9 protein-coding genes are annotated in these 13,792 nt (G+C 59.7%); 4 read left to right on the top strand and 5 right to left on the bottom strand.

Features of this window, described 5'->3' with window-relative positions; all coding sequences use genetic code 11:
• The first annotated feature begins 2 nt into the window (after nucleotides 1-2).
• Both treS and glgB read left to right on the top strand, forming a co-directional pair.
• Nucleotides 3-3,326 (top strand): maltose alpha-D-glucosyltransferase, encoded by a 3,324-nt coding sequence (gene treS / locus AC3IX4_RS19285; RefSeq protein ID WP_489257000.1) that lies wholly within the window; start codon nucleotides 3-5, stop codon nucleotides 3,324-3,326.
• On the top strand, nucleotides 3,327-5,549 hold the full coding sequence (gene glgB / locus AC3IX4_RS19280) for a 1,4-alpha-glucan branching protein GlgB (protein ID WP_489256999.1): 2,223 nt from the start codon (nucleotides 3,327-3,329) through the stop codon (nucleotides 5,547-5,549).
• Nucleotides 5,550-5,651: 102 nt separating this feature from the next.
• Here glgB and AC3IX4_RS19275 read toward each other — a convergent pair whose 3' ends face one another.
• The 3 genes from AC3IX4_RS19275 to AC3IX4_RS19265 form a co-directional block, all read right to left on the bottom strand.
• Nucleotides 5,652-6,716, bottom strand: a complete 1,065-nt coding sequence (locus AC3IX4_RS19275; protein WP_489256998.1) for an autotransporter domain-containing protein — start codon at nucleotides 6,714-6,716, stop codon at nucleotides 5,652-5,654.
• Nucleotides 6,717-7,030: 314 nt separating this feature from the next.
• On the bottom strand, nucleotides 7,031-7,831 hold the full coding sequence (locus AC3IX4_RS19270) for an endonuclease/exonuclease/phosphatase family protein (RefSeq protein ID WP_489256997.1): 801 nt from the start codon (nucleotides 7,829-7,831) through the stop codon (nucleotides 7,031-7,033).
• A gap of 69 nt (nucleotides 7,832-7,900) precedes the next feature.
• The gene (locus AC3IX4_RS19265) at nucleotides 7,901-8,827 is read right to left on the bottom strand and encodes a DMT family transporter (RefSeq protein WP_489256996.1); all 927 of its coding nucleotides are present in this window, start codon (nucleotides 8,825-8,827) and stop codon (nucleotides 7,901-7,903) included.
• Nucleotides 8,828-8,909: 82 nt separating this feature from the next.
• On the opposite strand from AC3IX4_RS19265, the gene AC3IX4_RS19260 reads away from it, so the two are divergent.
• Nucleotides 8,910-9,473: a helix-turn-helix domain-containing protein gene (locus AC3IX4_RS19260; protein ID WP_489256995.1), complete on the top strand. Its 564-nt coding sequence runs from the start codon at nucleotides 8,910-8,912 to the stop codon at nucleotides 9,471-9,473.
• Between the two features lie 229 nt (nucleotides 9,474-9,702).
• Complete coding sequence (locus tag AC3IX4_RS19255) at nucleotides 9,703-10,434, top strand: RHS repeat-associated core domain-containing protein (RefSeq protein ID WP_489256994.1); 732 nt, start codon at nucleotides 9,703-9,705, stop codon at nucleotides 10,432-10,434.
• 128 nt (nucleotides 10,435-10,562) lie between these two features.
• On the opposite strand, the gene AC3IX4_RS19250 is transcribed toward AC3IX4_RS19255, so the two are convergent.
• Nucleotides 10,563-12,923 (bottom strand): DNA polymerase II, encoded by a 2,361-nt coding sequence (locus tag AC3IX4_RS19250; protein WP_489256993.1) that lies wholly within the window; start codon nucleotides 12,921-12,923, stop codon nucleotides 10,563-10,565.
• Nucleotides 12,924-13,109: 186 nt separating this feature from the next.
• Entirely contained in the window at nucleotides 13,110-13,664 is a 555-nt protein-coding gene (locus AC3IX4_RS19245) for a DUF3077 domain-containing protein (RefSeq protein WP_489256992.1), read from the bottom strand.
• Nucleotides 13,665-13,792: the final 128 nt, after the last annotated feature.

Here is a 13,792-nt window from a genome sequence, read left to right as displayed (position 1 = left end):
ACATGACCAGGAAACCGCATGAGACAGCGTTTATCGATGACCCGCTCTGGTACAAGGACGCGATCATCTACCAAGTGCACGTCAAATCGTTTTTCGATTCCAACAACGATGGAATCGGCGATTTTCCAGGCCTGATCGCCAAGCTCGACTACATTGCCGACCTAGGTGTCAACACGGTGTGGCTGCTGCCGTTCTACCCGTCGCCACGTCGCGACGACGGCTACGATATTGCCGAATACAAGGCGGTGAGCCCCGATTACGGCACCCTGGCCGACGTCAAGCGCTTTATCAATGAAGCGCATAAGCGAGGCCTGCGGGTGATCACGGAGCTGGTGATCAACCACACCTCGGACCAGCATGCCTGGTTCCAGCGCGCCCGGCACGCCAAGCGTGGCTCCAGGGCGCGGGACTTCTATGTGTGGTCCGATGATGATCAGAAATACAGCGGTACCCGGATCATCTTCCTGGACACCGAAAAGTCGAATTGGACCTGGGACCCGGTCGCCGGCCAATACTTCTGGCACCGATTCTATTCCCGCCAGCCGGACCTGAATTTCGACAACCCGCAGGTCATGAAAGCGGTGATCGGCGTGATGCGCTACTGGCTGGACATGGGCATCGATGGCCTGCGCCTGGACGCCATTCCCTACCTGATCGAACGCGATGGCACTAACAACGAAAACCTGCCCCAGACCCACCAGGTGCTCAAGCAGATTCGCGCCGAGATCGACGCCAACTACCCCGACCGTATGTTGCTGGCCGAAGCCAACCAATGGCCGGAAGACACCCAACTGTATTTTGGCGATGGCAATGGCACGGACGGTGATGAATGCCACATGGCGTTCCATTTCCCGTTGATGCCGCGCATGTACATGGCGCTGGCCCAGGAAGACCGCTTTCCGATCACGGACATTTTGCGCCAGACCCCGGAAATCCCGGGCAACTGCCAATGGGCGATCTTTCTGCGCAACCACGATGAGCTGACCCTGGAAATGGTCACCGACCGGGAGCGCGATTACCTGTGGAATCACTACGCGGCCGACCGCCGGGCGCGGATCAACCTGGGCATCCGGCGCAGGCTAGCACCGCTGCTGGAGCGGGATCGTCGGCGAATCGAACTGCTCAACAGTCTATTGTTGTCGATGCCGGGAACGCCGACCTTGTACTACGGCGATGAAATCGGCATGGGCGATAACATTTACCTGGGGGATCGCGACGGTGTGCGAACACCCATGCAGTGGTCGATCGATCGCAATGGTGGTTTCTCTCGAGCCGACCCTGCAAGCCTGGTATTGCCACCGATCATGGACGCGCAATATGGTTACCCGTCGGTCAACGTCGAAACCCAGGCCAGTGATCCACATTCGCTGTTGAACTGGACACGTCGGCTGTTGGCGGTGCGCAAGCAGCAACATGCCTTCGGGCGCGGCAGCCTGAAAATGTTGTCGCCCTCCAACCGCAGGATCCTGGCCTACTTGCGTGAATACACGGCGGCCGATGGCAGGCTGGAAACGATCTTGTGCGTGGCCAATGTATCGCGCGCCGCGCAAGCCGCCGAGTTGGACCTTTCGCCCTTCGCAGGCCGGGTTCCGGTGGAAATGCTCGGCGGCAGCGCATTTCCGCCCATCGGCCAGTTGCCATTCCTGCTAACGTTGCCGCCCTACGGCTTCTACTGGTTCTTGCTGGCCTCGGCAGACCAGATGCCCAGTTGGCATGTGGAGCCCGCGCAGCCGCTCCCCGAGTTCACGACGCTGGTGGTGAAAAAACGTATGGAAGAGTTGCTCGAAACGCCCGCCCGAACGGCGCTGGAAACCCAGATCCTGCCGCAGTATCTGCCCAAGCGCCGCTGGTTTGCCGGCAAGGACGCTGGCATCGATACGGTTCGCCTGGCCTATGGGGTACGTTTTGGAACACCCGAAAGCCCAGTACTGTTCAGTGAAATAGACGTGCAAGCAGCCGGTCAGAGTAGCCGCTATCAGTTGCCGTTGGGCTTTATCGCCGAAGAGCAGATCAATACCGCGCTGCCCCAGCAATTGGCCCTGGCCCGCGTCAGGCGCGGCGGTAGCGTCGGCCTGATCACAGATGCCTTTACCCTGGAAACCTTTATCCGGGTCGTGCTGCAGAGCATGAACCAGGGCACGCGCCTGGTGCTGGAAGATCAGGGCGAGCTGCAGTTCAAGGGCAGTGACCTGCTGGAACGGCTGGGCCTGGGCGATAGCGCCGAGGTCCGTTATTTGTCGGCCGAGCAGTCCAACAGTTCGGTGGTGGTGGGTTCAAGCCTGGTATTGAAAATGATCCGCCGCGTCAGTGGCGGTATCCACCCCGAGCTTGAAATGGGCGATTACCTGACCGCTGCAGGCTTTGCCAATATCTCGCCCTTGCTGGGCTATGTCAGCCGAGTCGATGCCCAGGGCCAACCGCACCTGCTGATGATCGCCCAAGGCTACCTGAGCAATCAGGGCGACGCCTGGGACTGGACCCAGAACAGCCTGGAGCGGGCCACCCGTGATGAGCTTGAGCCTGCCGGCTCAGCCCAGGAACAGCACTCCAACGCGCTGGCGGAACTGGCAAGCTTTGCCGGCCTGCTCGGCCAGCGCCTGGGTGAAATGCACCTGCTGCTGTCCGCCAGCACCGACAACCCTGACTTCAGCGCCCGGCGCAGCACCGCACAGGATGCACAACAATGGAGCGCGAGCATCAATGCGCTGGTCGCCCGTGCACTGGATTTGCTCGCCAGCCATCGCCATGCACTGCCAGAGGACGAGCAGGGGCTGGTCGATGACGTGCTGCGCCAGCGCGACGGCTTGCATAGCCATGTCGATGACCTGTGCCAGCGCGCGGTGGGCGGGCTGATCATGCGGGTGCATGGCGACTTGCACCTGGGCCAGATTTTGGTGGTACAAGGTGATGCCTACCTGATCGACTTCGAGGGCGAGCCCGCTCGTCCACTGGAGGAACGTCGGGCTAAATACAGCCCTTATAAAGACGTGAGCGGTGTGTTGCGCTCCTTTGATTACGCCGCGGCCATGGCCCTGCGCAATGCCCAGGGCGTGGATCAGACCCCTGAAGCCCGACAGGCGCGCCAGCGCGTTACCCGTCAGTATCTGCATGCGTCCCGGCATGCCTTTATCGAGGCGTACGGGTTGGCCACGGCCAGCCTTGGACACGCCTGGACCGATGCCGAGGGCGAAAGCGCCGCGCTTGAATTGTTCAGCCTGGAGAAGGCTGCCTACGAAATTGTTTACGAAGCCGAGAATCGCCCGAGCTGGCTGGCCGTGCCTTTGCATGGTCTCTATGGGTTGTTGAGTACGTGGGGAGAGCAGTAGATGAACGCGCACAAGGAACAAGGCATGAGTCGTAGCGGGGCATTACCTCATCAGCGCGATATCGAAGCGCTGGTGCGAGCAGAACACCAAGACCCGTTTTCAATCCTTGGCCCACACGGCGATGGCGCCGGTGGGCAGTATATCCGGGCCTTTTTGCCCAATGCCTTAAGCGTGCAGGTGCTGAGCCGAGATGGCCAGCCGCTCGGTGCCTTGGAACAGAGCAAGGTGCCTGGCCTGTTCGTGGGCCATTTCGACCAGGCCCAACCGTATTTGCTCAAGGTTCAGTGGGCGGGCGGCGAGCAGATCAGCGAAGACCCCTACAGCTTTGGCAAACTGCTGGGGGACATGGACCTCTACCTGTTTTCCGAAGGTAATCACCGTGACTTGAGCGGTGCCTTTGGTGCCCAGTTGATGCAAGTGGACGGCGTCGACGGCGTGCGTTTTGCCGTTTGGGCACCCAATGCACGACGAGTCTCGGTCGTGGGTGATTTCAACGTCTGGGATGGCCGTCGCCACCCCATGCGCTTGCGCCATGCTTCAGGCGTCTGGGAGATCTTCATCCCCAGGCTCTCCGCTGGCGATGCCTATAAATACGAGATTCTTGGATCTCACGAAATTCTGCCGCTCAAGGCCGACCCCGTGGCCCTGGCCACGCAAATGCCCCCCGAGACGGCATCGGTGGTGGCCAAGCGCTTACAGTTTGACTGGCAGGATCAGGAGTGGCTGCAAACCCGTGGCGAGCGCCAGCGGGTCAACGCGCCGCTGTCGATCTATGAATTGCATGTGGGCTCCTGGCGTTGCGAAACCGACGACGCGGGCGAGGTGGTGCGCCCGCTCAACTGGCGCGAATTGGCCGAGCGGCTAGTGCCCTACGTGCAGCAATTGGGCTTCACCCATGTGGAGCTGATGCCGATCATGGAGCATCCGTTCGGAGGCTCCTGGGGCTACCAGCCGCTGTCGCAGTTCGCCCCCAGCGCGCGCTACGGTTCGGCGGAAGATTTTGCCTTCTTCGTCAACGCCTGCCACCTGGGCGGTATTGGCGTCATCCTGGACTGGGTGCCTGCGCACTTTCCCAGCGACGCGCATGGTTTGGCGCAGTTCGACGGTACTTCACTGTACGAATACGGCAACCCGCTGGAAGGCTTCCACCAGGATTGGGACACCCTGATCTACAACCTGGGTCGTACCGAAGTCCACGGCTTCATGCTGGCGAGCGGGCTGCATTGGCTCAAACACTTCCATGTCGACGGCTTGCGCGTCGATGCCGTCGCCTCGATGCTGTATCGCGACTACTCGCGCAAGGCCGGGGAGTGGGTGCCGAACCGCCATGGCGGTCGCGAAAATCTGGAAGCCATTGATTTCGTGCGCCACCTCAATGATGTGGTCGCCCTGGAAGCCCCCGGAGCTTTGGTGATTGCAGAAGAGTCCACGGCCTGGCCCGGCGTTAGCCAGTCCACCCAGCAAGGTGGCCTGGGCTTTTCGTACAAATGGAACATGGGCTGGATGCACGACACCCTGCACTACATCCAGAACGACCCGATCCACCGTGCCCATCATCACAATGAGATGAGCTTCGGGCTGATCTATGCCTATTCCGAACACTTCATCCTGCCGATTTCCCATGACGAAGTGGTGCATGGCAAGCATTCGTTGATCGACAAGATGCCCGGGGATCGCTGGCAGAAATTCGCCAACCTGCGTGCTTACCTGACGTTTATGTGGGCGCATCCAGGCAAGAAGCTGCTGTTCATGGGCTGCGAGTTCGGTCAGTGGCGCGAATGGGATCACGATAACGAGTTGGACTGGTACCTGCTGCAATACTCCGAGCACTTGGGCGTACAGAAACTGGTGGGCGACCTGAACCGCATGTACCGTGATTTGCCCGCCTTGCATGAGCAGGACTGCGTGCCTCAGGGCTTCCAGTGGCTGATCGGCGACGATGCCCAGAACAGTGTGTTCTCCTGGCTGCGCTGGAGTTGCAGTGGCGAGCCGTTGTTGGTGGTCGCCAACTTCACCCCGGTGCCACGCGAGGCTTATCGCATTGGCGTGCCGTTCGCCGAGCGCTGGAGCGAAGTACTCAACAGCGATTCCCAGGTGTATGCCGGCAGCAACTACGGCAACCTGGGCAGTGTGGAAACCGAGGCGGTCCCAAGCCACGGTCAGCCGTTGTCGTTGTCGCTGCGCTTGCCACCATTGGGGGTGTTGATCCTCAAGCCTGAGTAAGGGTTGAGAGGTAGGAGCCGGCTTTAGCCGCGATGAACGCACCGCGGTTTGCCTGATGCACCGCGTCATTTTCATCGCGGCTAAAGCCTGCTCCTACCGACCTTACCACCGTATGCGCATCCCGAAATTGCCGATCATGCCGTTCAAATCGTTGTCATCCACGTTGCTGCTGTAGTCGGCGCTGACAAACAGGCTGACTTTCTGATTGACCCGCGCGACCAATCCCAAACCCAGTTCCACGGTGGTGGAATTGCGGCCGCTGCTGATCTTGTCGACCTGATCCAGGCTCAGGCTCTCGCCGCTGGAAAATTCATGCCAGACGTTGGTCCGTACATAGGGTTCCAACGGCATGCTGTTCACCAGATAGCGCCCGGACAACCGTGCACCGATACGCCCGGTCCAGCTTGGCATCGAGTCATACGCCTGCAGCGTCGCGGCATGATCCTGAGCACCCGGAAAAAATTGCTGGTTGATCACCTGCGCCTGAGGCTCGATCACCCAGTTTTTCGACAGCGCGATCGGGTAGCCGCCTTCCACCGACAAGGTCAAGGCATGGCCGTTGCCATCGAGCCGGCTGCCGTCGTCGGCACGGCCGCTACCGTCAAAGCGGGTACCCATGGCGACCGCATCCAAATGCCAACCCTGCGGGTGAGCCATGGTCCAGTACACCCCCAGGCTCTGGCCTTCGAGCCGTACCGCCCCTTTGTTGTCGTTGCCCCGAGGGCTCATGCCATCCAGGCCGCTCTGCAACCGGTTATGGCCCACGAAGAAGCCGGCGCGATGGGTGTTGCCATTGAGGCTTTCACGCACGATCAATTCAGGGCTGACCTGCACATTGGCATTGGTGTTTGTGAAGCGCGGTTCTATCGGCGTCGTCGCTCCGACCTGGCCGATCGTGGGGAATAACTGGCTCCAGGTACTGGTGATGTCCGCGTTCTGGCGCTCGACATCGCGATCGTTCAATCGATCCTGCAACGAACCCAGGGTGTTGCGGGTCATGCCGGCAGCAGTGGGCGGGGTAAGGGTGAGCATCGCCTGCGTGCTAACAAAATACGGGTCGTCCTCCAGACTGACAGCACGGGTTTCCACAGGGGTAGCTAGCAGTACCGACGTGGAAATCGCGAGAAAAACATAGTCTAGGCCCGTAGGGTTCGAGACTCTTCTCATGGCGGATCTCCTTTTGATATTACAGCCAAGGGTCTGGCCATGAGTCACGCCGGCTGCAAACATAAAACAGAAGGCGGCAGAAGCCAGCAAGCCAAACCCAAGCCTGCGCAAAAAGCGCGAGCTAGAGGCCTGGCCAGTACTCTTTCGAGAATGTATGTACCTTGTAGCTAAGGAGATATAAAGGGTTGCGTCAAGAATATGAACTTGGCCGTTAGCAGGCTAAAGATGCAACCTAAGCTTTTGAATCGTATTACATTTGCAGCAAGGATAGCCCCCATCGGAATTTAAACGCCGCAGGCTATCTCGAATCATTGCTACAGATGAACTTCCACGGCCAAAGGAAGATGATCGGAGAGGTGCGTCCAGGGCTTGTTGCCCAGAATGCGAGGTTCATGGCTGCGGGCGTTGCGCAGGTAAATGCGATCCAGGCGCAGCAAAGGGAAACGTGCCGGGTAAGTTTTTGCCAACAGGCCATGGTGATGTTCGAAGGCCTCATGCAGATCCGGGCATTGGGTCAACTGCGCGTTGCCACGCAACTGCCAGTCGTTGAAGTCGCCGGCGATGATCACCGGCGCGCTGTCGGGCAAGGATTCGAGCAGGCGTCGCAACAGGCCCAATTGCAATTGGCGATGGCTTTCGAGCAGCGACAGATGCACGCAGATCGCATGCACTTCAGCATGCCCCGGCACCTGCAAGACGCAATGCAGCAAACCGCGTCGCTCGGGGCCGGTGATGGACACATCAAGGTTGCGATGGTGAACGATGGGGAATTTTGACAACAGCGCATTGCCGTGATGGCCGTCGGGGTAGACGGCATTGCGACCATAGGCAAAGTCGCTCCACATGCTGTCGGCGAGAAATTCGTATTGGGAAATGGGTGGCCAGTTATTGACCCTTGAGGCATGCCGTTCGTGATCGCCCAGCACCTCCTGCAGAAACACAAGGTCGGCTTGGGTGCTGCGTACCGCCTCGCGTAGCTCCGGCAGGATAAAGCGTCGATTGAGGGCAGTAAAACCCTTGTGGGTGTTGACGGTCAGGACCCGCAGGCGCTGCACGGCGGGCTCGGGGGTGCTCGGGTCCTGGTTGATGGGATCAATCAGCGGGTCGAAAGACACGGTCGTTCCTTGAAGACGCGGTACCTACTACTGCGACTGTCAACACCTCGAACAGTTCCGGTCAATGGCTCAGGCGCTGGGTTCCTGCTCAGCCGTGGTGGGCGCGGGCCTGGCTTTGAGTTTCAGTTCGCTGACAATCACTGCGGCCACGATCAACACCCCACCCAGCAGCGCGATGCCTGGCAGTCGTTCACCCGCCATGCGCCCGAAAATACCGGCCCATACCGGCTCGCCGGCATAGATCAACGTGGCCCGAGTGGGGGAGACGGACTTCTGCGCCCAATTCATCGCCACCTGAATGATCGCGCTCATGGCGCCCAGGCCCACAGCGCTGAGTACCAGCAGCCAGGAAAAGCCCGGCACCGCTTCCTGGGTCGGGACCATCATCAAGAACGCCAGCAGCGAAGCGGTCGCCAGTTGCACCACCGTCACGCGGCGTACATCGACCTTGCCAGCATAGCGGCTGATCAGGATGATTTCAGCGGCAATGGCCACGGCGCTGACCACTGTGACGAGCTCGCCCGGGCTCAAGGACATGGACGTACCCTCAGGACCTGCCAGCAGCATCAGGCCGATAAACGCCAGGGCAATCCCGACGCTGGGCATCAACCCTGGCCGGCGGCCGAGCACCAGCCATTGCAATAACGGTACGAAGGGGACGTACAGGGCGGTAATGAAAGCCGACTGGCTGCTGCTGATCGTCTGTAGGCCCATGGTCTGCAAGCCATAGCCGAGCATGATCGAAACGCCAATCAGGATACCGGCCTTGAGTTCGAGCCGGGTCAGCCCCGCCAGCGCGCGATGCGACACGATACCTACGAACAACGCGGCAGCCGCAAAGCGCAGGCCGACAAAAAACATCGGGCCACTGACGGTCATGACGTTGTGGACCAGCAAAAAGGTGCCGCCCCAGAGCACGGTGATCAACACCAGGATCAGTTCGGCTTTGCGGAGGCCCAGGCGGGCTGATAGACGGGGGGAGTTCTGGGTAATCATGGCCTTGCACACGAAGGAGGGGAGACGCACAATGCGGCGAAGTGGGCAGTATACTGCGCAAACCCATTAAGTGAGCAATATAGTGCACAAAGATTCCAATTCCAGGGCATCCGTGCTGCAGCACGTCAGCCAGAACGTCCGTCGCCTGCGCTTGGCTTGCGAATTGAGCCAGAGTGCGCTGTCAGAAAAATCCAATGTCAGCCGGCGCATGCTGGTGGCCATCGAGGCGGGCGAAAAGAACGTCAGCCTGACCACGCTGGACCGAGTGGCCGAGGCATTGGGGGTGGCATTCAGCGATCTGATCAGGGCACCTGACAATCGCGACCCTGGCCGTATCAACGAATTGGCCTGGACCGGCGAGCGGGTTGGCAGCAAGGCAGTGTTGCTCGCCAGCGCGACCGCCAGCCGCGAAGTGGAGCTGTGGGAGTGGCGGCTGGAGCCTGGAGACAGTTACCAATCGGAAGCTGACGCCAAAGGCTGGAGCGAGCAGCTCTACGTGATCGAAGGTTGCCTGACCTTGCGGGTTGCCGAGCAGGAGCATCGGATCGCAGCAGGCGAGTTTTTCATGTATGCCAGCCACGTTGACCATGGTTATCGCAACGACGGCGACGTGGCGGTGCGCTTTGTGCGTAATGTGATTATCTGAGTTCGCGGGGGCATTCGCAAAATGATGGGTACCTGCGTTTGTAGGAGCAGAGCTTGCTCGCGATGGCCTCACCGCAATACATCAGGAAAACCGCGGCGCATTCATCGCGGCTAAAGCCGGCTCCTACAGTTCGTGTATCGACGGCTACCTAGCAGTTCTGTGAGTAGGCAACATTTCCGTTTTGATGAACTCTTGAGGCTGCCATCAACGAAGATCGGGAGAGCTCTCAATGGATAACAGAAACGGATCAGTGCGCATGCTGGCGACTGACCAGCAGCAATCGGTGTTGCAGGTACACGGGCGTCCTCGGGCGGCGTATTCGGCGTATGGGTTTCGGGCATCGGGCAGTGGCCTGGGGTTTAACGGGCAGTGGCCGGAAGCGGGGACGGGGAGTTATTTGCTGGGGAGTGGATATCGGACGTTTAATCCGGTGTTGATGAAGTTTAATAGCCCGGACAGTTGGAGCCCGTTTGGGGAGGGGGGCGTTAATTGTTATGCGTATTGCAGTGGGGATCCGGCGAATTTTTCTGACGAGTCTGGGCATATGCCCAAGCCTACTCCTAGCTGGACTACGGCAGGGCAACAAAATACAAAACTTCAAAATAAACTTAAACTTCAAGACCAGTTGAACAAGCGCGCTGCTGAACGCAGTCAGAATAAAACTAACGATCAGTCCGTTGGGGCAGGCAGTGCAAGTAAAACTACTCGGCCACAAAATAATGATGTTCAGCAACCATCAGGGTCAGGGAACTCTGAAGCGGGCAAAAAATTACCATTAACCGCTGCGGAGAAATATAAGTATCAGCAGCGTGAAGATAAGTATGAGGAATATTTGGATCCTAAATACCGTCAGGATAAAGACTTGTTTATGGAGACAGGGGAGGCCGGTAGAAATCTTAAAAAGCTGAACGCTATGAGAATTAGACAAGGTTTGGCAGTGCATCCGAGGTATGACTTTTGAGAGTGTCAACGTAGCGATTGGCTATCTGGATAGCGTGCATGTAGGAGCAGAGCTTGCTCGCGATGGCATCACCGCCGCTGCCAATATGACCGCGGTGATGCCATCGCGGGCAAGCCCAGCTCCTACCCTCAGAACAGCGCCATTTGGCGGTTGATCAGGCGGCTGAAATCGTCACCCACAAACGGCAGTATCGCGTCGGCCACGGGCTGTAATTGCCGGGTCAGGTAGTGTTCGTAATCAATGGCCGAGCGCCGGGTCTCCAGGGGTTCCGGGCCGGCCTTGGTGATCACGTAGCTGATCCAGCCACCATTCTGGTATTGCCGTGGGCGGCCCTGGCGGTCGTTGTAGTCGTCGGCCATGCGGGCGGCACGCACGTGGGGTGGGACGTTGCGTTGGTAGTCGTCCAGGCGCCGACGCAAGCGCTTGCGGTAGATCAGTGCTTCGTCCATTTCGCCCGCCAGGGTTCGGCGCACATAGTCGCGGATATAGTCCTGGTAGGGTTGGCGCAGGAAGATGCGCTGGTACAGTTCCTGCTGGAACTCGCGGGCCAATGGTGACCAGTCGGTGCGCACCGTTTCCAGGCCCTTGTAAACCATTTCCTGCTGGCCATCGGCGCGGGTCACCAGCCCGGCATAGCGTTTCTTGCTGCCTTCTTCGGCACCTCGAATGGTCGGCATCAAAAAGCGGCTGTAATGGGTTTCGTATTGCAGCTCCATGGCGCAGTCCAGGTCCAGCGTTTCGCGCAGGTGCTCGCGCCACCACTGGTTGACGTGCTGCACCAGCGCTTTGCCGATGACATCGGCTTCAGATTCGGCGTGCGGGCCCTTGAGCCAGACGAAGGTTGAGTCGGTATCGCCGTAGATCACCGTGTAGCCCTGGGCTTCGATCAGTTCGCGGGTCTTGCGCATGATCTCGTGGCCGCGCAGGGTGATGGAGGAGGCCAGGCGCGGATCGAAGAAGCGGCAACCGCTAGAGCCGAGCACGCCGTAGAAGGCATTCATAATGATCTTCAGTGCTTGGGACAACGGCTGATTGTGTTCGCGCTTGGCCGTCTCGCGCCCCTGCCAGACGCGCTCGACAATCGCCGGCAGGCAGTGTTTGCTGCGGGAAAAACGCGCCCCTCGAAAGCCCGGCACCGACTCACTGTCAGACGGGTGCTGCAAGCCTTCCACCAGCCCCAGCGGGTCGATCAGAAAGGTGCGGATGATCGACGGGTAGAGGCTTTTGTAATCGAGCACCAGCACCGACTCATACAGGCCGGGCCTTGAATCCATCACGAACCCACCGGGGCTGGCCTCGGGCTCCAGCGTACCGAGGTTGGGGGCCACAAAGCCCTGGCGATGCATCAAGGGCATGTACAGGTGACAGAACGCGGCCACTGATCCGCCGCTGCGATCGGCAGGCAGGCCGGTGACGCTGGCTCGTTCCAACAGGAAGGTCAGCAGTTGGGTCTTGGCGAAAATCCGCGTGACCAGTTCACAGTCCTTGAGGTTGTAGCGCGCCAGGGCCGGCTTGTCCTCGGCGAACATGCGGTTGATTTCATCCATGCGCTGGTAGGGTGTGTCGATGGATTTACCTTCGCCCAGCAGAGTCTGGGCGACGTTTTCCAGGCTGAAGGAGGGGAAGTTCCAAGTGGCCGAGCGAAGCCCTTCGATCCCGTCGATGATCAACCGCCCGGCTGCCGCGGCAAAGTAGTGGGTGCGGCTGCCGTGTTCGCGCCAGCCCATCACCTCGCCGCCCCGGCCCAGAATCAGCGGCACCTTCAGGCGTTGAGCGTGTTCGTGGAGAATGCGCAGGTCGAACTGCACCAGGTTCCAGCCGATGATTGCATCGGGGTCATGACGAGCGAGCCACTGGTTGAGGCGCTCGAGCAGTTGCGCGCGGGTGTCGCAATACTCAAGGTCAAAGTCGAGGTCGCCGGCCTCGCCATTGGCAGGCCCGAGCATGTATACCTGGCGCTGCCCGCAGCCTTCCAGGGCGATGGAGTACAACTCGCCTTGGGCGGTGGTTTCGATGTCCAGTGAGGCCAGTTTGAGGGCCGGTCGATAGTCTTCGGCGGGTTTGAGATGGGCATCGCTCAAACTGCCATCGGCCTGGGGTGTACCGCTGAACCACACGGGCGCTGTGATGAAGCGCTCCATCAGGTAACGCTCGGGCGGGCGGATGTCGGCTTCATAGACCTCGACGCCGGCAGCTTTGAGTCGCTTCTCAAGGTTCATCAACTGCCGGTGTTGCTGGCAATACAGTCCCAGCACCGGCCGGTGATGAAAGTCGCGCAGGCCCAATGGGCGCAGCTCGGCGCCGCGCTCACCGCGCAGCACCGCTTCAGCTTGAGCGCGTTGTTCGACCGGGATAAAAGCCACCGAGGGTTGGACGGGCAACAGCACCTGTCGCGGGCCGTTGTCGGTCGCAAGCCAGAAACCGACTTGCGTACCCTCGGGGGTATCGTGCCAGTGGCGGGTCAGGACAAAGCCCTGTTGTACATCCACCGTGGTGGCCTCGAAGCAAGAATATGTCGAGATTGTACAGGGACTTGAGGTCGTTCGCGGCGCGGCTATTTTTACCGGCACGCAACCTGAATTCCGGACCACTGCGCTGTAGGAGCAGACTTTAGTCGCGATGGCATCACCGCGGTTCATCGTAGACCGCGGTGATGCCATCGCGACTAAAGTCTGCTACAGACCCTCGGCCCCGTCCAGCAACGCTTCAGTCAACCCCATCGCCACCTCAATGGCATTCAATGTCGCCCAGTGTAGTCCTCGGCTGCCCTGGGGCATCCCCATGCACGCTTCATCCGCTGTCGCATACGCCGCTTGCAAACACAGCGACACATGCACCAGCACATCCTCCGCCAACACCCCGCCGCGCACGCTGAACATTGGTGAATCACCCCCGTCGAAATGCTTGAACGACAGCTCGGCGGTGTGGCGAATCGCTGGGTCGGCGCCCTTGCGCAAGGCATCGACCAAGGCTTGGGCCGTCTCGATAGACCACAGGGTCGAACGTTGTAGTGCTGTTTCGGTGAAGGGAGAAAGCACATAGGTCCGGCCAGCTGTTTCAGCCGCGGATTGCAGGTGTTGGGAGATCTGCACCAGCGCGTCTTCGGCAGGGATGCCAGCGTGGACCTGGAACAGCGATTCGTGGGCATTGTGGCAGGAGCAGAAGGGCGATTGGGCGGTGTTCAGGACGGTAGGGGGTAAATCGGTAGGTGGGTCTGGAACAATCTTCATTATGAGCAAGCTCCTTGATTGTTGGAGCCTCAACCTGTCGCTACCAAACGATCAGGGTGACGGCTGTGCGCAGGTTGGTAGACCGGGAATCAAGGAACCCAGCGCACTCGAAAGCGCCCTGCGCACAT

The sequence above is a fragment of the Pseudomonas sp. KH_021 genome, from assembly GCF_057838865.1.
The sequence above is the reverse complement of the archived record's forward strand: the minus strand, read 5'-3'. Positions and strand labels throughout refer to the sequence as shown.